Below are 19,057 nucleotides of genomic sequence, written 5' to 3'. Positions count from 1 at the left end.
ATGAGGTGGCCTACCAGCCTTCTTTCAACATCCGCAACTCTAGGTGCTGCAGCAGCATGATGGTCTTGCCATCCACGATCTCGCCGCTTTGCACCATCGCCAATGCGTGTTCGAAACCCAGCTCCAGCACTTCGATGTCTTCGCCCTCTTCTTCCAGGCCACCGCCCTGGCCGACCTGGTCGGCGGGTTGGTATTCGCCGATGAAAAAGTGGATGCGCTCGGTCACCGAGCCGGGGCTCATGAATGCCGCGTACACCTTCTCGACATGCCCGACGCGGTAGCCGGTTTCCTCCTCGGCTTCCAGGCGGATGCGTTCTTCGGGACTGGCATTGTCGAGCAGGCCGGCCGCGGTTTCGATCAGGTAGCCATGGTAGTCATTAACGAATGTGGGCATGCGAAACTGGCGGATCAGCAACACGGTGCGTTGCGCACGGTTGTACAGCAGGATGGTCGCGCCATTGCCACGGTCGTACACCTCGCGTGTCTGGGCCTGCCAGCTGCCATCGCGACGGCGCAGGTCGAAGCTGTATTTCTTGAGGTTGTACCAGTTGTCCGAGAGCGTTTCTTCGGCGGTGATGCGTACGGGGCTGCTGTCCATGATCGGGCCTTTGCTCAAAAGAGCAGGAGCATGTCCCGCAGCTGTCGCCAGCGTCAAGCCGGCCTACGATGGTCGAAATAGTTCCTGCCGGTGCGGAGCATCTGGTAAAAACCCTGCTTGATCCGTTGACCTGGAACGTTCATGTCGTCTCGTTTGCTGTCTCGCCTGGGCCTGCGCTGGTTTCCCCTGCTGTGCATGGCGTTATTGATCGTGGGCCTGCCGGTGGGCTGCAGTCTGCTGCAACACAAGGAGCGCGAGCTGGTGTTTCGCATCGAGCCGGGCACCGCCAGTTGGTACAGCGGCCTGCCCAAGGCAGTGCAGGAATTCGAACTCAAGCCGGCCAGCTTCAAAGCGGGGCAGAACATTCACGCCTGGTGGTACCCGGCGGCCAGCAAGGACGCGCCGGCGATCCTCTACCTGCACGGCGTGCGCTGGAACCTGACCGGGCAACTGTTTCGCATCGAGCAATTGCATGCCTTGGGTTTTTCGGTGCTGGCCATCGACTACCGGGGCTTTGGCCAAAGTCACGGCGACCTGCCGTCCGAAACCACGGTATATGAGGACGCACGCATCGCCTGGGAACGCTTCCAGGTGCTGCAACCCGATCCACGCAAACGCCTGATCTACGGGCACTCGCTTGGCGGTGCGGTGGCCATCGACTTGGCGGCGGAACTGGGCCGGCAGTCACCCGTGCCGGTACGCGGGCTGGTGATCGAATCGACCTTCACCTCCCTGGCCGATGTGGCTACGGCCGTCGCCGATACGTCGTTGCCGGTGCGCTGGCTGCTGTCGCAGAAGTTCGACTCCATCGACAAGATCGCCGACATTCGCATGCCGCTGCTGGTGGTGCACGGCCTGGACGACCGCTATGTACCGCCGCGCTTCAGCGAGCAATTGTTCGCCGCCGCCCAGCAACCCAAGCGCCTGTTGCTGGTGCCGGGTGCCAGCCATAACAACAGCATGAGCCTGGCCGGCCGCACATACCGTGAGGCCCTTGATCACCTGATGCAATCGAAGATGCCGACCCAGGCCATTACCCACTCCACAAGCCGTGACGGCGACTCTTGAGCGCTTTTCGGCACTGGGTTCGAACAGGCCTGTCAAGCGCAAACCCTGGCCATGCTGGGCCAAACCACCGGTTGATCAAATAATGACCTTCGGCGAAATCGCCAACCCCGCCGGGGTCCGGCAAAGTTATCCACAGAGATACCCACGGTTTTCGTGGACAACTCTTTTTATTTTTTTACGATTTTTTTGTGCGGTTTGGCACTTCGGCAAAGGGGCTTGCCAGCAAAACCCTCGCCACTGCGATTGCGCAGCCTGATCACCGAGTCGCATGCGTCGAATATCGAGGCATATACGCAACCCCAGCTGGAGGCGCTGCACGGGGATGCCTAGCCACCGCAGTGGTGTGGGTTTGTGCTATGGCTTAACGTGTGACGTCGCATAATCGATGGCCAGTTGAACCGTGGTGATTTTCTCGGCCTCCTCGTCTGGAATTTCCATTTCAAACTCATCCTCCAAAGCCATCACCAGTTCCACCGTGTCCAGTGAGTCGGCCCCCAGATCGTCCACGAATGAACTGTCGTTCTTGACGTCGGCTGCTGCGATGCCCAGCTGTTCGGCAACGATTTTTTTTACACGCTGTTCGATGTCACTCATTTAAATATCCTCACTGGGTGACCTTGGAGCCGAGCGTTTCTTTGGGGCCCAGTACGCCGGTCGCATGCAGTAGTTTGTCGACGGCATGCAACACGCCAATGTCCTCAAGTGTTGCGTTCTTATTCAGGATGCGCCGCAGACAGGCGTAAATTTTCAACTCGCCGATAGCTGCGTCGTCATACCGCACACGCTCGTCGAGGATGATGTTGGCTTTTCGGTCGATATTGACTTGTAAAAACTGCTTCAACTCGGATTTAGTCATGGCCATTCTCCTGGCTGAGTAGGTGTACACCTATAACTATATCCACCGTAGCCAAAGTGCCTACTGTCAGATCTGACAGGTCTATAGAACGATTGGCAATAAACAGCGACTAACCGCCAGTCATAGTGCGCTGAACCCTGCCCGCTCTTGCTCAAGCAAGCACAAGGCATCATCCAGCGCGTGGCCACTGGCGGTGTTATCGAAGATGCACCACGTGGGAATACCGTCCTCGATGGACTGAGCCAGACGTTGCGCATACGCGCGCACCCGTTCGGGTCCATATGCGCTGTGGTAGATGCGTGGCGAGCCGTGCAGGCGCCAGTAGCGCACACCCTGCCAGCCGCCGGGCGCGTCGCCACCTTCCAGTACCAGCGGGTCGGCGGCGACCCGAGCGATGTGCAGGTCCTGCAGCAACCCCTCGGCTTCAAGCCAACTGCAATGGCGAGGTTCCAGCACCACCGCGCCGAGATAGCGTTGACGCAGGGCACGAAAAAACACTGCGGCCGTCACCGGCTCGTACGCCAGCGAGGGCGGCAATTGCACCAACAGACAGCCCAACGTGTCGCCCAGTCGCTGGCACTGCGCGAGGAATTCGTCCAGCGCGGTTTCGCAGTGCGCAAGGCGCAGCTCATGGGTGATGAGCTTGGGTACTTTCACTGCAAACCGAAACGTAGCCGGCACGGACTGCGCCCAGCGCGCGTAGGTCGCGGGCAGGTGTGCGCGGTAAAACGAACTGTTGATTTCCACCGCATTGAAGCGCGAGGCATAGCGTTGTAAATGCGTGCCGTGGGCGGCAAACGCCGGCCACTGTTCGCGCGGCAGGCTCCAGCCGGCGCAGCCGATGTACAACGGCGCCGTCAAAACAGCACCTTGGCGGCATCGCGCATAAAGATTTCAATGGTCTTAGGCCCTACGCCCTCGAACTCGCCCAAGCGCTTTTCGAACCCATGGCGGTCAGCGCTGGCACGGCGGATATGCGTGATCCTGCCGGCGTACTCGGCGTTGAGCTTGGCGCTCAGGTCCAGCAGGCGCTGGGCCGTGCTCTCGTCATATCGCACGTAGTGGGCACGCCCAAGCATCGACACCAGCTCGCGCGACGTGCAGTGCTGCAACTTGTGCGGCGTGTCACGCCCGTGCTCCTCGACGATCACCTTGTACGCCTGCGCCGCAATGGGCGCCTGGATTCGCTTGCCCATCAGAAAGCTGGCGACAAACCACTTGAACAGGCTGGCGTCATCCTCAGGCTTGAGGTCGATGCCCAGCTCGGCCGCGCTGATCGCTTTGGCCATGCTCAGTGGTCCAATTTGCGCTCAGCCTTGGCGGCCTGCTCATTGATCGCATCGGTCTGACGCTCGGTGTCCTTGATGGAGGTGGGTGTGAGCACCTTGTCGACCTTTTCGGTGTTGGGATTGGGGCGCTCCAGGGTCTGTCCCTTGACGGGAGTGTCCGTACCTTTCTGCGCCTCTTCGGAGCTGACGGGGGTGGGGGTTTTGTCGGCGTTTTTAAGGTCGGTCATGGGGAATTCTCCTGAGATTGAAGAGCCGGCATCACGCGCCGGACTCATTCAGCAGAGCCTGGGGAATTTCGATAGTTCAAGGAAATTGCCCAGCCAAACCGTTGGTGAAAAAAGCGCAAAAAAATTTAAACCTTTTGCGTGCGTGCCGGCTCAACACCCAGGTAGCGACACTCGTCATTCACAAGGAGAGACACCATGACTACCAAGCTGATGAAACAGATGGGCCTGACTTTTGCGCTGGTTGCCGGTTCGATGTCCGTTGCCTTCGCCGCCACCTCCAACGACTTCGTGGACAACGCTGCGCAAAGCGGTATCACCGAAGTCGAAGCCGGCAAACTGGCCTTGCAGAAAAGCAGCTCGGCTGACATCAAAACCTTCGCCCAGCACATGGTGGATGATCACACCAAAGCCAACCAGCAGCTGATGGCCCTGGCCAAAAAGCATGACCTGGAAGTGCCGGACGACGCCGCACTGATGGACAAGGCCAAGAAAGCCATCCTGGAAATGCGTGACGAGTCCTTCGACAAGGCCTACGCCAATAACCAGGTGAACGCCCATGAAGAAGCCGTGGAGCTGTTCAAGAAAGAGGCGAGCTCGTCTGACAATGCCGAGCTGAAAGCTTTCGCCACCGAGAAGCTGCCGACCCTGGAAAAACACCTGCAAATGGCCAAGGAGCTGCAAAGCAAATACGCCAAATAAAGAGCGCGATCAGCCCTGCGCATGAATACGGCGCGGGGCTTTTTACGTGCGGATATTGATGCCCCTCAGACAGGAGACACGCGATCATGAGTACATCACTCAACGGTAAGAACATCCTTATCATCACCTCCAATACCGGTATTGAACGCGACGAACTGGTCAAGCCGCTGGAAGCGTTGCGCGGTTTCGGCGCCAATGTCACTCACGCCTCCAGCAAGGGTGGCACCACCCAGACATTTGTAGGCGACACCGAAAAGGACAAGACCGTAGAGTCCGATGCGCAACTGTCGGATGTGGTCAGCCAGGATTTCGATGCGCTGGTGATTCCCGGCGGCACGGTCAACGCCGACACCCTGCGCCAGGACGCGGCAGCGCTACGACTGATCAAGGACTTTGCCGACGCCGGCAAGACCATCGCCGCCATCTGCCACGGCCCGTGGACGCTGATCGACGCGGGCGTGATCAAAGGTAAAACCCTCACCTCCTACAAGAGCGTGCGCATCGACCTGGAAAACGCCGGTGCGGCAGGCTGGGTGGATGAGCAGGTCAAGCAATGCACGGCCAATGGCTGGACCCTGATCACCTCGCGCACGCCGGATGATCTGCCGGCCTTCAACGACGCGATTGCCAAGGCATTGGCCGGCTGATCAGTGGATCGTTAAAAAAACAGGCGCCCCATGGGGCGCCTGTTTGCTGTACAGCGGATGCTCAGTGTTTATCCTGCTGCGGCATCTCGCGCTTAGGCCCGAACATTGCCCACGCAATCAACCCCAGCAACGGCACGAAGATCAGGATGATCAGCCACAACCCCTTGGTTTCCCAGCCGCTGGTGCTGCGCAGCACGGCATTGATCGCCCACAATTCCAACAGCAGCACAACCACCGCCAACCCGATCCAGACATATTCTAATTGCATGTTTCACCTCCTGAGGTCTAAGGCTTAGGTCAACCGGTTGCGCCCAGGGTTCCATCGGATTTTTATGCGTGCCTCCAGCACCCCGCACGCGCCTCTCGGTTCGGTGCGGCGTAATGCAAGGTAACCGGTGCCGGACCATGCAAGCTGCACGATCGCGCCTCGCGTTGATGTCGTCTAACTTGCTGATTAAAAACATCTTTATGCAAAAGCCTAAGTTGGTACGGCTGATGCAACAGCCTGACGGACGAGGCGCGCACTTCGACGCGCCCGAATCCTATCCGTGAGGTTTCACCATGAATGCCATCGACCTGCTCAAAGCCGACCACGAACGCGTCAAGGCACTGCTGACCCAGCTGAGCGAATCCACCGAGCGCGGCGTGAAAAAGCGTACTGAGCTGCTGGCCAAGCTCGAAATGGAGATCACCCTGCACACCAAGCTTGAAGAGGAAATTCTCTACCCGGCCTTCCGCAAAGCGGGTGGCAAAGAGCAGGACATCATGTACCACGAAGCCAAGGAAGAGCACCGCACCGTCGACAGCCTGGTGCTGCCTGATCTGAAGCAGACCGAGCCGTCCACCACCGAATTTTCCGGGCGTGTGAAAGTGGTCAAGGAACTGCTGGAGCACCATATCGAAGAAGAGGAAACCGAGATGTTCCCCCAGGCCCGCAAGCTGCTGGGCAAGGCGCAGCTGGAAGAGCTCGGCGCCGCGATGGAGGCCATGAAGGCCGACTATAAAAAAACCATGACCAAGCCGATGGCCGCCTAACCGCCGGCCGGACCACGGGCCACCCTCCAGGGGCCCGGGGTTTGTGCAATGACATAAGGGGATCGCGTCATGAAGACCACCACGTCCCGCAGGATCGCACTTTCCGTCTGCCTGTCGGCGCTGCTCGCCGGCCCCGTCCTTGCGGCATTCGGCGATAACAACAGCGCAGCCGGTTCGGCACTGCCGCCGGGCAACTACCCCAGCAGTCCCAGCAGCGCCTCCAGCACTGGCAACAGCGACAGCAAACACACCGACGACAGCCCCCGCAAACAGCCTCAGAAAAAAGCCCCCAAACCTGCCGAAACTTCCAAAGAGCGCAAGGACAAAGCGCGTTCAGGTAACTGACGGGTTATTTGCGGTTGTAGGGCGATTCAAATGTGAGGGTGCGATTTGCTTGCGTTAACCATAGGTGTCTACACAGCTTCGGTGAAAACCTGACCTGACAAATAACTCCGTGGTTATCGGCGCAAGTCGCACCGCCCTCTCACAGGTTCGAGCGCAGCACCGCCATTGGAACCCTCGGCATGCATTGTCCACACAGGTGAATCTCCCTTCACAGTGAAGACACCTGCATGCGTACAACTCAATCTCCAGCGAGTCGCTTTCCAGCCTCGGCCTTCGCGCGGCAAAACCCGCAGAATGTAGACAGCCTTCGGCCCGGCGAAACGTCCAACAGTGGCCGATCGACACGCGCGGCACCGGGCGACTCGGTAAAGGAGGCGGACGACTTACTGAGACGCTCGTGCTCCGCCGCCCTCATGGACAGAGTGATTGCACTGCAAGCCAACCCGACAAACGCCCCACCCGCCGCAACCATCGACAACATCCCGGCCAACTCAACCTTCGGCCAGGCATTGGCACGGTTTACCGAAACGCTCAAGCAAGAGCCGTTTGCTTCGTTCGCGCGTAATAAAAAGATCAACCTCACGCACTTCAGCGTGGTCCCGTCAGAGGGTCGGATCGAATGGGTCAGCAATGGCGTACGGATGAAGCTCACCCATAACAACCCAGCCTGGAACCAGGTATCCGGCGACCTGCTCGCCGCAACGCGCGAGCTGATGCCAACCTTGCCGGGCGCCTTCGAATACACCGGCGCGCGCAGTGCGCCCCTGAACATCGTCAGCAACTTTTATGCGGCCCGTGGCGCCACCGACCTGCCCACGACCTCGCTTGCAAGCAACAGCCTGAAGCCATCACGCGACGTCCCTTCCCTGCAGGTGCCCCTGGCGACGGATGCGAGCTATCAACCATCGGACTACCAACGCGTCACACAAAACCGCAAACACATGGTCGACTCCTTATCCGGCACCCTCGGCCCCGCAGCGGCGTCCGTGTTCGGCGTAGCGTGGTCGGTTGTGCAGCAATCGCTGTCGAGTGAGCCTCGCGACGCGCATGAGCAACGCCTGGTCACGGCCTTCACCGACGAGCTAAGCAAGGCGAACCGGGGCGAGGAGCCTGCCTGGGTGCGCGTGCCCGCCCAAACGGCGTTAGGCCAATGGCTGGAGCTGTATCGCAGCCTGTTCGACCATCCAGCGGTGCGGGAGTGGATGCAGATCAAGGGGCTCGACCTGGCACAACTGGAACTGAACCCGTCCACCGGTACGCTGTTGGTCAAAAAAGCCGATGATGTCGCGGTGTTTTCACCGACGGACGAATCCGGCTGGGGGGCTATCGCCGGCCCGATCATGAAGGTGGCCAGGGTGATCGCGCCTTCACCCGATCAGTCGCTGCAGATCGTTCCAGGCAACGGTTTCATTGCCACGCCACTGGGCGTGGTTGCCGACTTCCAGGGCGAACCGCCCCAGGCCGACAGCGCCGCCCAACGCGCGCGTATCCAGCACCTGAACGCACAGCGGGCCTTTGATCCGATTGCACCAAATGACCCACTGCGGTCTGCCGACACCCGATCTTGTGTAGCCCTTGGCAACCTCGGCACCCAGGCTCAGGCGCAGTTCGCGGCATTGGCAGAGTCCAGGGCCGACAAACGTGATTTCGCTACGCGCCTGCTCAATGTCAATCGAGCGCTGCCGAATGTTCGTCAGGAAGCGAAAAAGTGGGCCGAAGCAATCATCCTCAAGTTGACCGGCAAGCCCTTCGATGCCGACACAATCTATCTGAACCGATTCGACGGCTCCCAAAGCGCGGACACCCAGACAGGATGGGAGCACATGGGCAAGGAACCGAAGTCTTCACTGCGCTTGCCCGATGCCTTGCTCAAGAATTTTTCGGAACACGACGCGGTGCCCAACAACCTGGATTTCGAAGCCGGCCTCTACTTCGACGGCCCCGGTAAAAGTCATGCCGGAGGCTACGGCAAACATAACGAATTCCCCCTGCCCCCCTCAAAGATCATGCACGAAGCGTGGTCCACCGACTTCCAGAAACACATGAACGACAAGCTGGACAGTTTCTGGACGGACCACGCCGACGAGTATCGCGACATCCTTAAAGGCCAGTTTATCTACAGTGCCCGCAACCAGTTCAATGCGTACGAACGAGCCTCCCCTGCCGAACGTGCCCGAATCCCGGCCGCAGAACAATTTACCCGCAGCGACTATGAGTGGGTCATGAAGGCCGTCTCTAATGTGCCGGTGGGTCCCGAGCAACCGGTGCCGCTCCAAGCACTGCAGGCACGCGCACCGGTCAAGGGCAAGGTCCGCGTGCATGCATTCGATATCAATGGTTTCAGATCCACGGACATCCTGCGATTCACCGAGCAGGACGACGGCCGGTACCTCTACCTCAAAGGCCGTCGTGACGGTCGGCAGATCCTCTACATCCCAGGCCGCACGCCAGAGTTCCTGAAGTTCGCCTCGCTCGAAAGCATGGACAAATGGATCGCCGATGAATGCAAGGACCCGAACAAGCGCACAGCGTTGGCATCGCACTTCAGCCTGTCCGACCGCCAGGACACCTCCAGCAGCGCTGTCGTGAGCCTCTTGAAGGCGCTGATTCCGTTTGGTGACCAGCTTCTCAAGGATCGCCCGGAGAAAGGCGTCGACACCGCCCTGCGCAACTTGAGCACCGGCGCCTGGGATCGTCTGGAGGGCACCGTGATCGACAGCGGCAACCTACGCATCACCGGCGATGTGTTCGACAGCATCATGCGGGCGACCTGCCAGCGGATGAGCCGTGATGCAGAGGTCACCATCAAGTCCAACGATGAAGTGACGCGCGACACCTGGCTCAACGACCTTTGTGTGGCAGCCGGCCTGCTGGGCAAACTGGCCCCCATCGCCGAACCGGTGGCGGCGCTGGCGTTTCTGGCAGGCCTCGGCGAAAGCGTTCTGGGGGCGCAAAAATCCCTTTCAGGCGACACCGAGGCCGAACGCCGCGACGGCGCAGCAAAGGCCCTCGACGGTTTGCTCAATACGTTGTTCTCCATAGGCGCCGCCGAGCGGCCCGAAGATCCCTTCTCTGTCTCCCGCGAGGCGGCGGCCACAGGTCCAGCAGTCGGCCGGCAACGCTTCGCCGACGGTGCCGCGCCGCTGCTGCTCGAACGGCCTGTTTCGTCCGACGCTTACACCATTGCCCGCTCCAGCGGCTTCGATCTGGTAGAGGGCGAAAAGGTCTATCGCTACGATGCCGACCAGCCTGGGCTGTTGAGTGATCTGGAGTCCACCGAACGCACGGACCGCCTCGACCGGTTCGAGGATGTTTGTCCGGCGCCGACTGCCCTGTCGCGCAGAGCCAAACGCGGCGCCAATGATAGGTGCTTCATCAAAGCCCTGGAGCCCGTCACCGACTTGGCGGGCAAAGAGCTGCAATCGCTGGAGCACGTTCGGCTGTTCCCCGCTGCGCGCAAATCCTTGTTCAACGGCGACCGGGAAGTGATTTTCGAAAAGCGCATCAATCGAGTGGTGGATACCGAACTGGGGAGCAAGCTGGTGCCGCTGCCCGGTAAAGCGCACGTCCGATACAAAACCGTGGTCAAAGGCGACATCAGCAAAAACGCTCGATTCGGCATGTACGACAACAGCGACAGCGCGTTCCTGCGCGAGCGCACCTATGCGGTGAAACTTGGCCGAATCAGCGACGCTTGCAATGATTCCCGTGAAGTCCGTGGCGTTGTGGTTTCCAGTTCCAACCCCGCCGACACCCGCAAGTACCTGATCGTCGAAGCAGACACCGCAGCGTTCTACAAAGCGCTGATTACGGATGGGCAGACCGGCAAAGTGAACTTCATTCGCTGCGAAGCCACCGCGGCGGATCTGGATCTGGTCAAGCACTACCGCAGTGAACTGACCCAGCGCCAAGGCACTGCCGCGGTGCCTTTCGACGCCGACGTGATTGCGCTGCCACCGCTGGACAAGGCCCTGAAACAGTTGCGAAAAAATGGCTACACAAAGGCCCAGATCCAGGACCTCAAAGCCAGCGTTTCAGGTATGACCGTCGAGCAAAAACGCGAAGTGGTGTATCAACTGCAAAGCCGCCACGCCATCGAAAAGCCGGATATTGCCCTCAAGCCGGCACGTGTGCGCCCATTGACCAAACCCGCTCGATTCAGCACGTTGACGGCCGAGCAAAAAAACGCCTTCTACGCTAAAGGCACGCAGGACTCGGTCAGTCGCGGGCTCAAGGCGACAGGCCTGGGGCCGGGTAACCAGGTGCACTCAGCCAGCGATCTTGCACGCGCCGAAGCGGCCGCCACCACCGTGGAGTGGATGCGCCGTACCACTAACCCCCATGCACCGAATCGGGGGGACATGATCCTGAAGGCCGGAGCCGGCAACTGTGGCGAAATGAGCCAGCTGTCGAAGGACATCGTCACCAAAAGCGGTGGCCGGGCTTATGAATGGTCGGCGGGTAACGCTCATGCGTTCACCGTGATCGGGGGCCCTGTGGAGCGCCCGCCGGCAACCCGTGATTTTTCCGAGGCTATATGGCGGGATGCATGGATCGTCGATCCCTGGGCCGGTATTGCCTGCCCGGCCCGTGAGTACACGAGCCGGCTCAAAGCGGTAATGACCGAATGGCAGGCCGGTGGGCGGAAAATACTGAATGGCCCCACCGGGGTTATGAGCCCCACCGATCCAAAGTGGCTGGACGAGCTGATCGAACAGCCCAAGGCTCCTTACGACCACAGCTATGAGACGCCCAGCGCGCCAGGCACGCTCGCCGAGGTCATCCCTCCCCGGACGGCCCCCCGCGAAGAGGTGGAAATGGGGTTCAGCCGCACGCTCGATGACAGCGATACGGTGTTGTCCACCCGAGGTCTGTCGGACTGCTCAGCGCTGGTGGTACTGACGGATCTTAAGAACGGCGTCTATGGCAAACGCACCTTGATGCACCTGACCGGCAGTAACGTGGCGATGGGCTTGAGCCATGGACACGCGGCCACTGAACTGGCGGCCCTGGAACAATCATTGGACGGCGGCGGCAAGGTCATTTTCGTCGGCGGCAGCAACTCAAAATCCGTTGTGGGCATGGCCAGTGTGTTGGGTCAGGAAGTAAACGGTCGCAAACCTCTGCTCTCGATTGTGCAAAAACCCGGTGTGACAATGACCCTGGCCAGCGCGACCGCCATCGATGTGAAGCCGGACGGGACCTTTACCCTGGTCACAGACGGCGGCACGGAAGGTGTCTTCAGACCGGACAAAATCAAGGAGGTCTTGGATTTCATCGACTGAAGACAGGTCAGCGCCGCGAACAACTGAGTCAGATCAAGTCAGCGCCTGCCAGCCGCGGAACTCACCGCGCCGGGTCAGCGCGCTCCAGGCGAAATCCCAACCGGGCGGCGGCAAAGGCGGTTGTTCAACGGTGACGGGCGGCGTGGCTTTCCAATCGAATACCCGCAGCGTGCGCCACGCCAGCACGATACCTTCGGCCCGGCTGTGATCGGTATTGATCCAGCCTGCCGCAGCGGCGGCCATGAACGCTTCAACGGGTTCCTCATTGATGCGCGTGCGGTAGGCCGAGCCGAGCAACCAACGGCACACGTTCAGGTGGTAGGTCCAATCCCCGGCCGGCTGGTTGCGGTAGGCCCAGGTCATAAAGCTGCGAAACAGGTTCAGGCCTTCGGGCGGGTCGAGTTTGAGCAGCGCCGGGCAGATGTCGAACAGGCTGTGCCAATAGGGCAACAAACGGGCGTCCAGGTGGACGAAACAACGGACATTGCTGGGGTATTGCGCAGGCGCCGGTGCTGCGCGCAGGCGAACGGCGCCGGTTGGCGATGGATAGCTCATGAAACGCACTCACAGTCGTGACGATAGAATGCCCCCTGGTCACAGGAGGCCCAAGGCACACGTCAGAAGGCGGGAGAAGCGCGAGGGTTGGCCGAGGGCCAGGCGTAGCGCGGCGGCGCTTTGTTGCGCTGGGCATGGGCCGGGCACGGGGTTTGACCCAGGCCCAGGAGCCAGGCCAGGCCGATCAGGAACACCAGGGCCACGTTCAGGGCTGCGCACACCGGGCAGGCAATGTAGTTCGAAATGTTGCTGGAAGCCGCGTCACCCGACCCTTTATCGGAAAGTGGCGCGGGTTTGCCGTCCACTGAACAGAACGCCCCGCCGATCCCGTTGAGCTGCTGGCCGAGCATCTGACCATGGCTCAAACCGCACACGAACAGGTTCATCAGCACGCAGCAGTACAGGGTCCAGGCGATCAGGGAACGGTCGGGCAGGCTCAATTTCATGGCGGCGACTCTACCATCACCGCCGCCAACGGATGAAGCGCGACGCGCCCCTGTGGCAGAACGTCGCAGATTACGCAGGCGGGTAGGGGTTGGTAGACTTGGCGCCCTTCGCGTTTCTTACTTCAAATGCCTGCTTTTCCCAGCCTGACGGCTAGACCCGGCGCAATGCAGGCGTTTTACAGGATGCACAGTTGATGAGTACGTTATTCACCCGCCGCAAGGTCCTGGCCGGTATGGGCCTGATGGGCCTGGGCCTGCTGGCCGGTTGTGACAACAGCCCCAAACTGAACTTCAAGTACGGCAAGGACTTGAGCGACAAGATCATGGGCCGCACGTTCAAGCTCAAGAACACCGAGGGCGACACCGTCACCCTCAGTTCCTACCGTGGTCTGATGCCGGTGGTGTTCTTCGGCTTCACCCAGTGCCCGGCGGTGTGCCCCACTACCCTCGCCCGCGCCGCCCAGGCCAAGAAGCTGATGGGCCGCGACGGTGAAATCATGCAAGTGATCTTCATCACCCTGGACCCGGAGCGCGACACGCCCGAGATTCTCGACAAGTACGTCAAGGCCTTCGACCCCAGCTTTGAAGCGCTGTACGGCACGCCGGAAGAAATCGCCGTGGCCGCCAAGGAATTCGGGATCTTTTATGAAAAGATCCCCGCCGGCGACACCTACACCCTGTCCCACACCGCCACCAGTTTTGTCTTCGACACCCGTGGCAACCTGCGCCTGGGGCTCCAGGCATCCCTCACCGCTCAAGAGTGCGCAGAAGACCTGCTCACCGTCATGGAGGTCTGCTAATGACTGCCGTTCAACACCTCAAGCGCCTCACCCTTGGCCTGACCCTGCTGGGCCTCGCCGCTCACGCCAGCGCCCAGGTGCAGGTCAGCGACGCCTGGGTTCGCGCGACCGTTGCGGGCCAGCCCTCCAGCGGCGCGTTCATGACCGTCACCGCCGACGTCGACAGCAAGCTGCTGCGTGTAGCCTCGCCGGTGGCCAAGGACGTGCAGATCCATGAGATGAGCATGAAGGACGACGTCATGCGCATGGGCCCCGTGGACTCGGTGGCCCTGCCTGCCGGCAAAGCCGTGACTCTCGACCCCAACGGTTACCACGTAATGCTGATGGGCCTGACCGGGCAGATCAAGGAAGGTGACCAGGTGCCGCTGACCCTGACCGTGGAAAATGCCAAGGGCGAACAGCAGGCGATTGAAGTCAAGGCCACCGCCCGAGGCGTAGACGGCATGGACCCTAGCCATAAGCACTGATTGCAGCTGCTTGGTTCGGGTTGGCTCACCTCAACCCGTCCATCAGTCCACGATAAACAGCTTCGCACCGTCCAGCGTCGATGAACGGTGCGCTTCCATATCATTGCCCACCTGATAACTCATCCCGGCCGTCAACGTAAACCGACGCCCATCCGCCAGCTCGGTGTGCAACTCGCCTTCCAGACACAACAGCACATGACCGCGCGTGCACCAATGATCCGCCAGGTAACCGGCGCTGTACTCCACCATGCGCACGCGAGTCGTGCCAAAGTGCCCGGTGCGCCAGGTGGCACTGCCCGTTACGCCGGGATAGATGACGGGTTCAACGCTGGACCAATCGGTGGTGCAAAACGGGACGGCGGTAAGATCCATGGGGGGCTCGGGTGTGAGTTAAGGGGGCTTGAGGCTAATGGGCTGACAAGGGGGGCGGTAGACACAGATGGAGTAGTTTTGCGGCATACAGGCAACCGTGCTTGTTATTCTGCTTCCCCATCACCGAGGAGGCATGCTGATGCTGATCGACCCCGCTTACGTCTTGTTTGAGACCGACCCCGCCGGCGATTCAAGGACCGTCCGTCGCGCAGGTCATCGACTGCCTGCGCGCCTGTATGCGCCCTGATACCGACCTTTGCGTGGACTGACATAGCGGTGATGCAGTCGATCTGCATATGCGGTTACACGTCTATCTGGCAGTTTTCCCATCTCTGGATACAGTTCAAAAAAGACATCTGGATATGGCCTGCATGAAACGCAAAGTTCGGATATTGATCCTATGCAAAACCTACCCTTCCCCAAGCGCAAAATATGCCGAAACGTCCTGCGTCGCAGGGATGGATGAGGAAGGCAATCTTATAAGGCTGTATCCAGTACCGTTCCGCTTGATCACTAGCGATCAGCAGTTTGCCAAGTGGCAATGGATCGAAGCCTCCATCGAACGAAGCCCTGCGGACCGCAGGCCAGAAAGCCATAAGATCGGTGTGGACAGCATTTGTGCGGGAAAAGTTTTGCCCGCAGGTGATTGGTGCGAGCGGCGGGTGTTGCTGGACAGGCTGAAAATTTATGAGAATTTTGACGCATTGGATAAAGCCAGGACTGAGCATAACGTCACGCTAGGCCTGATCAAACCTGCACGCGTCACCGCACTTCGCATTCAGAAATCAGCCTCGCAAGGATGGACTTCGGAGGAAATTGACAAGCTGCAATCAATGCAGCGCCAACCCAGCCTGTTTGAAGAGCAAGAACACGCCAGCATCAAGCGCCTTGAAAAAGTGCCCTTTGACTTTCATTACGTTTATGAGTGTGTGACCGACGGAGAATTGAGAACCCATATTCATAAAATTGTCGACTGGGAAGTCAGCCAGCTCTATAGGAACGTCTATCGCAAACACGGGGCAAAGGGCTGGGAACTCCCCTTTCGGCAAAAGCTGGAAACCCATCTACCGAGCAAAGAGCTCATGCTCTTGATGGGCACGATTCATCGTTTCCCCAGCCAGTGGTTGATCGTGAGCCTGATTTATCCGCCTAAGCGACAGAAAGAAGACGATCATCAAATAGCGTTGTTTTGAAGGGTAGGTGTTGAATGTCGAGCGAGGGCGTCAACTCCTGCGCGGCTTCAGCGATCAAACTGCGGTGGCAAAAACGGGCGTCCGCCTCATAACAGACCATACAAATCCGCTGCTGGGCTGCATTGCAAACCAGCTCGTTCAACACCGTGCCTTGGGTGCGGATATAAGTCCTGAACTCGCGCGCATAGGTTGTCCAATCACCGTCTTCCTTGTACTGCTTGCGTATGGGCTTTGGGCAGCCGAGCGACCGGTTATGCTCATAAGCGATCCCCTGTGCGGCCAGATCCCGGGCAAAGGCATTTTTGGAAAAACCTTTTTTTCGCGATAACGGGTATTCACGCACATCCAGCACTCTGTCGATCCCGGCCTGCTTGAGTTGTGCAATGAATGCGTCGATGGTCAGTCCCTCGTAGCCTGCGGTGTAGAGGTTCATGCAGATTCTCCTAAGGCCTGCCGGCGCGATCAAATGGTAAAAAAACGCTGGGACTATAACATCGGCTGAAATTGACGAGCCGATGCGAGTGACGAGCGGAGCCAATTATTGCGTAACAAACCTATGGCCCTCGCTCATCAGGCCATCGGTTCAGCCAACCCGCTTCTTCATCGGGATACACGCCAACTGCAACCCCGACGGTGAGTGGTAAATGGCCTGCTCATTCCCGACATAACCACACGCTCGATAAAAACTCGCGGCGTTCAACGTCGCGTCCAGCACCACCTCTTCAATCGCCAGTTCCCGTGCGACATGCTCAAGGTGATCCAGCATGGCCTTGCCATAGCCACGCCCGGTGAATGCGGGCAACACGAACAGCGCACCGATTTCGTTGTTGTCCAGGTCAAGCATGCCGGTGGCTACAGGCTCATCGTTAAGCCAACCCAGATAAAACGATTTGTCCATCAGTGCGCTGTAGCCGTCTTCAGCGTTGCCACGCGTCCAGAGTGCCATTTGTTCAGCGGTGTAGGCGCCGACGCATTGGCTGCGGATGGCTTCGCGGCGGATGTCAAAAGCAGCGCCTGCGTCGTTGAGGGTCGCGCGTTTTATTTCCAGCATTGATCCTTCCCTTTATGCGTTTTCATTACCCGCTCGGGTGAATGAATAACGGTCCCTGTCCGTGCGTAATTGCCAATCCTGGTTTCGCCAATGATATGCGGCGCGGGTTCAGTTATAGATGCGCTGACCGACACGCCGCCATCGGGGGCAAGCCCCCTCCCACATTGGTATCCCGGTTACCGTCAGATTTTCACACTGCCTTTTTGACGTCGATGACCATGGCCAAAATTGTCGAAAAAGTATCCGCTACGATGCCTGACGCGAACAAGCCCATTCCCATTTTTTGAGCCGTGTTCAACGCAGAGTTCCAGCGAGGCCGCTATGATGTGGCCTTCCGCTCAACGCCCCAGGAACACCGATGCCCGCCCTCACCCTGCGCAACGCCATGCCCACTGACGCCGCTCGCTGCTATGCAATTGAAATCACCGCCTACGAAGGTGACGAAGCCGCGACCCTGGAAAAGATCGCCACGCGCATTGCGCTATACCCGCAAGGCTTTTTGATCCTGGAAGCCGACGGCGAAATAGTGGGTTTTATCAACGGCGGCTGCGCCCATGAAGTGGTGATGTCGGACGAGGCGTTCAAGGAACTGGTGGGGCATTCGGCCGAGGCGCCGAATGTGGTGATCATGTCGGTGGTGGTCGACCCGGCATATCAAGGCAAGGGCTACGCCAAGGTGTTGATGAGCGACTTCGTGCAGCGCATGCGCGCCTTGGGCAAACAGACGATTCACCTGATGTGCAAGGAGCAGCATGTGCCGTTGTACACGCGCATGGGCTACACCTATGTGCAGCCATCGCCGTCGGACCATGGCGGCATGGCGTGGCATGAGATGGTGATGGTGCTGTAATCCAAGGAGCATCGGGCGTTGACCGTCACGCGCATTGAATCAGCGTGCCCATTGGCGCTACCAGCTCCCCGACGCCCCGCCACCGCCACTGGAACCACCGCCGCCCGATGAACTGCTGCTGGAACTCGAATCGGAATGGCTGGAATCTGAACTGGACCCGTCGCTGGACCCCGCTCCCACGCGAGTCGGGATAAACACAAACAGCGCCAGAAACGACGCGATCGGCACCGCGATCAGCCAACCCTGCGCGCCGTGCCCCAGCAGCAGCCCCGCCGCCCCGTAGATCGCCGCCACCACGAACGCTCGCAGGAGGAACCCGCTCGGGCTGTTTTTCCAGGACGCTTTGATCAGCAGAAACAACAGCACATACAGTCCCAGGACGACCAGAGCACCCAGCGGCCACGCCAGCCAGCGGACATAACTGACGTCCACAAAGCGGTTGGCGACCACGACTGCGACGATGTAGGCGAAAAGCCCAAGCACGCCATAGAACGCCGTACGCACCAGCCACAACGCGCCGAACGTAGCGCCGCCGGTCAGCAGGGTCAGCGGCACAACCAGCAGGTACACCGGCCATTCGTGGCCGCCGGCAACAATCGTCAGTCCCAGTGTGATCACCAGAGTAGCGACCAGTGCGGCGCGCCAACCCAGCTTGCGGGCCGCGATCAGCACGCCACCGATGGCCCCCAGGATGAACGCCAGCAATACCGCGATGGCGCCGGGAGCAACCAACGGATTTTCGAGCGCCGGCAGGTCACCACCGTCCACCAGCGTGGTCAGGTCATCGACCGCCTGCTGTATCCCACCCGCATAGTCGCCCTGACGAAACGCCGGGGTGATGTGCTCCTCGATGATGCGGTGCGCCAGCAGATCGGTGACGGTGCCCTCAAGGCCATAGCCCACTTCGATGCGCACCTTGCGGTCATCTTTGGCCACCAGCAGCAGGATGCCGTCGTTGACGTCCTTGCGCCCCAGCTTCCAGGCGCGGAACAGTTGGTTGGTGTAATCCTCAAGGTCCGCGCCGCCGAGCGTGGGTATCAACAGCACGGCGACTTGCGCGCCTTTGCGTTGTTCCAGATCGGCCAGTTGCTGTTTGAGACGCACGGTGGTGGAGGCGTCAAGCGTATGGGTAAGGTCGATCACCCGCTGGTCCAGGGCGACACCAATGGCCGACGTCTGGGCGTGAGCCGTCGCCAACAGGCTGGCGCACACAAGCAACAGCAGACTCAAGGCGGATTGCCGCAACCGACGCATCATAATTTGTTACCCGAGGT

The 19,057-nt window shown here is 59.8% G+C and carries 23 protein-coding genes; 10 read left to right on the top strand and 13 right to left on the bottom strand.

From position 1 onward, the window contains the following. Window positions 1-10: 10 nt before the first annotated feature. Entirely contained in the window at window positions 11-598 is a 588-nt protein-coding gene (locus G7025_RS04250; protein WP_181076825.1) for an NUDIX domain-containing protein, read from the bottom strand. A 141-nt stretch (window positions 599-739) separates the two neighbouring features. Here G7025_RS04250 and G7025_RS04245 point away from each other — a divergent pair, with 141 nt between their 5' ends. After that, entirely contained in the window at window positions 740-1,666 is a 927-nt protein-coding gene (locus tag G7025_RS04245) for an alpha/beta hydrolase (protein WP_181076822.1), read from the top strand. A 354-nt stretch (window positions 1,667-2,020) separates the two neighbouring features. Here the strand turns inward: G7025_RS04245 and acpP are convergent, their stop codons facing one another. The 5 genes from acpP to G7025_RS04220 all read right to left on the bottom strand — a co-directional run bounded on the left by acpP (window position 2,021) and on the right by G7025_RS04220 (window position 4,038). Continuing rightward, window positions 2,021-2,260, bottom strand: coding sequence for an acyl carrier protein (gene acpP, locus G7025_RS04240; RefSeq protein WP_181076821.1), 240 nt, complete (start codon window positions 2,258-2,260; stop codon window positions 2,021-2,023). A gap of 10 nt (window positions 2,261-2,270) precedes the next feature. Continuing rightward, window positions 2,271-2,522, bottom strand: coding sequence for a hypothetical protein (locus G7025_RS04235; protein WP_181076819.1), 252 nt, complete (start codon window positions 2,520-2,522; stop codon window positions 2,271-2,273). 120 nt (window positions 2,523-2,642) lie between these two features. After that, window positions 2,643-3,383, bottom strand: a complete 741-nt coding sequence (locus tag G7025_RS04230) for a DUF72 domain-containing protein (protein ID WP_181076818.1) — start codon at window positions 3,381-3,383, stop codon at window positions 2,643-2,645. After that, a complete protein-coding gene (locus G7025_RS04225) occupies window positions 3,380-3,811 on the bottom strand; it encodes a DNA methylase (RefSeq protein WP_181076817.1) in 432 nt (143 codons plus the stop codon). The genes G7025_RS04230 and G7025_RS04225 overlap by 4 nt, the downstream gene beginning before the upstream one ends. A gap of 2 nt (window positions 3,812-3,813) precedes the next feature. Next, window positions 3,814-4,038 carry a hypothetical protein gene (locus G7025_RS04220; protein ID WP_181076816.1) on the bottom strand — a complete coding sequence of 75 codons (225 nt, stop codon included), beginning with the start codon at window positions 4,036-4,038 and terminating at the stop codon, window positions 3,814-3,816. A 195-nt stretch (window positions 4,039-4,233) separates the two neighbouring features. On the opposite strand from G7025_RS04220, the gene G7025_RS04215 reads away from it, so the two are divergent. Both G7025_RS04215 and G7025_RS04210 read left to right on the top strand, forming a co-directional pair. Next, on the top strand, window positions 4,234-4,737 hold the full coding sequence (locus G7025_RS04215) for a DUF4142 domain-containing protein (protein WP_181076815.1): 504 nt from the start codon (window positions 4,234-4,236) through the stop codon (window positions 4,735-4,737). A gap of 86 nt (window positions 4,738-4,823) precedes the next feature. Next, complete coding sequence (locus tag G7025_RS04210; RefSeq protein ID WP_181076814.1) at window positions 4,824-5,384, top strand: type 1 glutamine amidotransferase domain-containing protein; 561 nt, start codon at window positions 4,824-4,826, stop codon at window positions 5,382-5,384. A 61-nt stretch (window positions 5,385-5,445) separates the two neighbouring features. Here the strand turns inward: G7025_RS04210 and G7025_RS04205 are convergent, their stop codons facing one another. After that, a complete protein-coding gene (locus G7025_RS04205) occupies window positions 5,446-5,652 on the bottom strand; it encodes a PLD nuclease N-terminal domain-containing protein (protein WP_181076813.1) in 207 nt (68 codons plus the stop codon). A 293-nt stretch (window positions 5,653-5,945) separates the two neighbouring features. On the opposite strand from G7025_RS04205, the gene G7025_RS04200 reads away from it, so the two are divergent. From G7025_RS04200 to G7025_RS04190, 3 genes are all read left to right on the top strand, one after another. Next, entirely contained in the window at window positions 5,946-6,419 is a 474-nt protein-coding gene (locus G7025_RS04200; RefSeq protein ID WP_181076811.1) for a hemerythrin domain-containing protein, read from the top strand. Window positions 6,420-6,488: 69 nt separating this feature from the next. Continuing rightward, window positions 6,489-6,764, top strand: coding sequence for a hypothetical protein (locus G7025_RS04195; RefSeq protein WP_181076809.1), 276 nt, complete (start codon window positions 6,489-6,491; stop codon window positions 6,762-6,764). Between the two features lie 413 nt (window positions 6,765-7,177). Next, a complete protein-coding gene (locus G7025_RS04190; RefSeq protein ID WP_181076808.1) occupies window positions 7,178-12,049 on the top strand; it encodes a dermonecrotic toxin domain-containing protein in 4,872 nt (1,623 codons plus the stop codon). A gap of 33 nt (window positions 12,050-12,082) precedes the next feature. Here the strand turns inward: G7025_RS04190 and G7025_RS04185 are convergent, their stop codons facing one another. Continuing rightward, window positions 12,083-12,604, bottom strand: a complete 522-nt coding sequence (locus tag G7025_RS04185) for a putative natural product biosynthesis protein (protein WP_181076806.1) — start codon at window positions 12,602-12,604, stop codon at window positions 12,083-12,085. 62 nt (window positions 12,605-12,666) lie between these two features. Next, a complete protein-coding gene (locus G7025_RS04180) occupies window positions 12,667-13,050 on the bottom strand; it encodes a DUF2946 domain-containing protein (RefSeq protein ID WP_181076804.1) in 384 nt (127 codons plus the stop codon). Between the two features lie 194 nt (window positions 13,051-13,244). Between G7025_RS04180 and G7025_RS04175 the strand changes: the two genes are divergently transcribed. Together G7025_RS04175 and G7025_RS04170 are read left to right on the top strand one after the other, a co-directional pair. Then, on the top strand, window positions 13,245-13,850 hold the full coding sequence (locus G7025_RS04175; protein WP_181076803.1) for an SCO family protein: 606 nt from the start codon (window positions 13,245-13,247) through the stop codon (window positions 13,848-13,850). After that, entirely contained in the window at window positions 13,850-14,317 is a 468-nt protein-coding gene (locus tag G7025_RS04170) for a copper chaperone PCu(A)C (RefSeq protein WP_181076802.1), read from the top strand. Before G7025_RS04175 ends, G7025_RS04170 begins: the two co-directional genes overlap by 1 nt. Before the next feature lie 42 nt (window positions 14,318-14,359). Here G7025_RS04170 and G7025_RS04165 read toward each other — a convergent pair whose 3' ends face one another. Then, entirely contained in the window at window positions 14,360-14,689 is a 330-nt protein-coding gene (locus G7025_RS04165; protein WP_181076801.1) for a DHCW motif cupin fold protein, read from the bottom strand. A 371-nt stretch (window positions 14,690-15,060) separates the two neighbouring features. Here G7025_RS04165 and G7025_RS04160 point away from each other — a divergent pair, with 371 nt between their 5' ends. Continuing rightward, a complete protein-coding gene (locus G7025_RS04160; protein WP_253508114.1) occupies window positions 15,061-15,882 on the top strand; it encodes a hypothetical protein in 822 nt (273 codons plus the stop codon). Here G7025_RS04160 and G7025_RS04155 read toward each other — a convergent pair. Further along, entirely contained in the window at window positions 15,839-16,315 is a 477-nt protein-coding gene (locus G7025_RS04155; RefSeq protein ID WP_181076800.1) for a DUF488 domain-containing protein, read from the bottom strand. The two genes, G7025_RS04160 and G7025_RS04155, sit on opposite strands and share 44 nt — an antisense overlap. A gap of 150 nt (window positions 16,316-16,465) precedes the next feature. Then, window positions 16,466-16,933 carry a GNAT family N-acetyltransferase gene (locus tag G7025_RS04150; RefSeq protein WP_181076799.1) on the bottom strand — a complete coding sequence of 156 codons (468 nt, stop codon included), beginning with the start codon at window positions 16,931-16,933 and terminating at the stop codon, window positions 16,466-16,468. Between the two features lie 358 nt (window positions 16,934-17,291). On the opposite strand from G7025_RS04150, the gene G7025_RS04145 reads away from it, so the two are divergent. Next, window positions 17,292-17,783, top strand: a complete 492-nt coding sequence (locus tag G7025_RS04145) for a GNAT family N-acetyltransferase (RefSeq protein ID WP_181076798.1) — start codon at window positions 17,292-17,294, stop codon at window positions 17,781-17,783. A gap of 57 nt (window positions 17,784-17,840) precedes the next feature. Here G7025_RS04145 and G7025_RS04140 read toward each other — a convergent pair whose 3' ends face one another. Beyond that, window positions 17,841-19,040, bottom strand: coding sequence for a TPM domain-containing protein (locus G7025_RS04140; protein ID WP_181076797.1), 1,200 nt, complete (start codon window positions 19,038-19,040; stop codon window positions 17,841-17,843). Window positions 19,041-19,057 lie beyond the last annotated feature (17 nt).

It is taken from the genome of Pseudomonas lurida, from assembly GCF_013522705.1.
In the GTDB taxonomy this organism is placed as follows: Bacteria; Pseudomonadota; Gammaproteobacteria; order Pseudomonadales; family Pseudomonadaceae; genus Aquipseudomonas; species Aquipseudomonas quebecensis.
This window is presented reverse-complemented; position numbering and strand designations above follow the sequence as displayed.

Bases quoted from the DNA above. Each gene is read 5' to 3' on its own strand.
- G7025_RS04250 (WP_181076825.1), bottom strand. From the start codon at position 598: ATGGACAGCAGCCCCGTACGCATCACCGCCGAAGAAACGCTCTCGGAC.
- G7025_RS04245 (WP_181076822.1), top strand. From the start codon at position 740: ATGTCGTCTCGTTTGCTGTCTCGCCTGGGCCTGCGCTGGTTTCCCCTG.
- acpP (WP_181076821.1), bottom strand. From the start codon at position 2,260: ATGAGTGACATCGAACAGCGTGTAAAAAAAATCGTTGCCGAACAGCTG.
- G7025_RS04235 (WP_181076819.1), bottom strand. From the start codon at position 2,522: ATGACTAAATCCGAGTTGAAGCAGTTTTTACAAGTCAATATCGACCGA.
- G7025_RS04225 (WP_181076817.1), bottom strand. From the start codon at position 3,811: ATGGCCAAAGCGATCAGCGCGGCCGAGCTGGGCATCGACCTCAAGCCT.
- G7025_RS04220 (WP_181076816.1), bottom strand. From the start codon at position 4,038: ATGACCGACCTTAAAAACGCCGACAAAACCCCCACCCCCGTCAGCTCC.
- G7025_RS04215 (WP_181076815.1), top strand. From the start codon at position 4,234: ATGACTACCAAGCTGATGAAACAGATGGGCCTGACTTTTGCGCTGGTT.
- G7025_RS04210 (WP_181076814.1), top strand. From the start codon at position 4,824: ATGAGTACATCACTCAACGGTAAGAACATCCTTATCATCACCTCCAAT.
- G7025_RS04205 (WP_181076813.1), bottom strand. From the start codon at position 5,652: ATGCAATTAGAATATGTCTGGATCGGGTTGGCGGTGGTTGTGCTGCTG.
- G7025_RS04200 (WP_181076811.1), top strand. From the start codon at position 5,946: ATGAATGCCATCGACCTGCTCAAAGCCGACCACGAACGCGTCAAGGCA.
- G7025_RS04195 (WP_181076809.1), top strand. From the start codon at position 6,489: ATGAAGACCACCACGTCCCGCAGGATCGCACTTTCCGTCTGCCTGTCG.
- G7025_RS04190 (WP_181076808.1), top strand. From the start codon at position 7,178: ATGGACAGAGTGATTGCACTGCAAGCCAACCCGACAAACGCCCCACCC.
- G7025_RS04185 (WP_181076806.1), bottom strand. From the start codon at position 12,604: ATGAGCTATCCATCGCCAACCGGCGCCGTTCGCCTGCGCGCAGCACCG.
- G7025_RS04180 (WP_181076804.1), bottom strand. From the start codon at position 13,050: ATGAAATTGAGCCTGCCCGACCGTTCCCTGATCGCCTGGACCCTGTAC.
- G7025_RS04175 (WP_181076803.1), top strand. From the start codon at position 13,245: ATGAGTACGTTATTCACCCGCCGCAAGGTCCTGGCCGGTATGGGCCTG.
- G7025_RS04170 (WP_181076802.1), top strand. From the start codon at position 13,850: ATGACTGCCGTTCAACACCTCAAGCGCCTCACCCTTGGCCTGACCCTG.
- G7025_RS04165 (WP_181076801.1), bottom strand. From the start codon at position 14,689: ATGGATCTTACCGCCGTCCCGTTTTGCACCACCGATTGGTCCAGCGTT.
- G7025_RS04160 (WP_253508114.1), top strand. From the start codon at position 15,061: ATGAAACGCAAAGTTCGGATATTGATCCTATGCAAAACCTACCCTTCC.
- G7025_RS04155 (WP_181076800.1), bottom strand. From the start codon at position 16,315: ATGAACCTCTACACCGCAGGCTACGAGGGACTGACCATCGACGCATTC.
- G7025_RS04150 (WP_181076799.1), bottom strand. From the start codon at position 16,933: ATGCTGGAAATAAAACGCGCGACCCTCAACGACGCAGGCGCTGCTTTT.
- G7025_RS04145 (WP_181076798.1), top strand. From the start codon at position 17,292: ATGCCCGCCCTCACCCTGCGCAACGCCATGCCCACTGACGCCGCTCGC.
- G7025_RS04140 (WP_181076797.1), bottom strand. From the start codon at position 19,040: ATGATGCGTCGGTTGCGGCAATCCGCCTTGAGTCTGCTGTTGCTTGTG.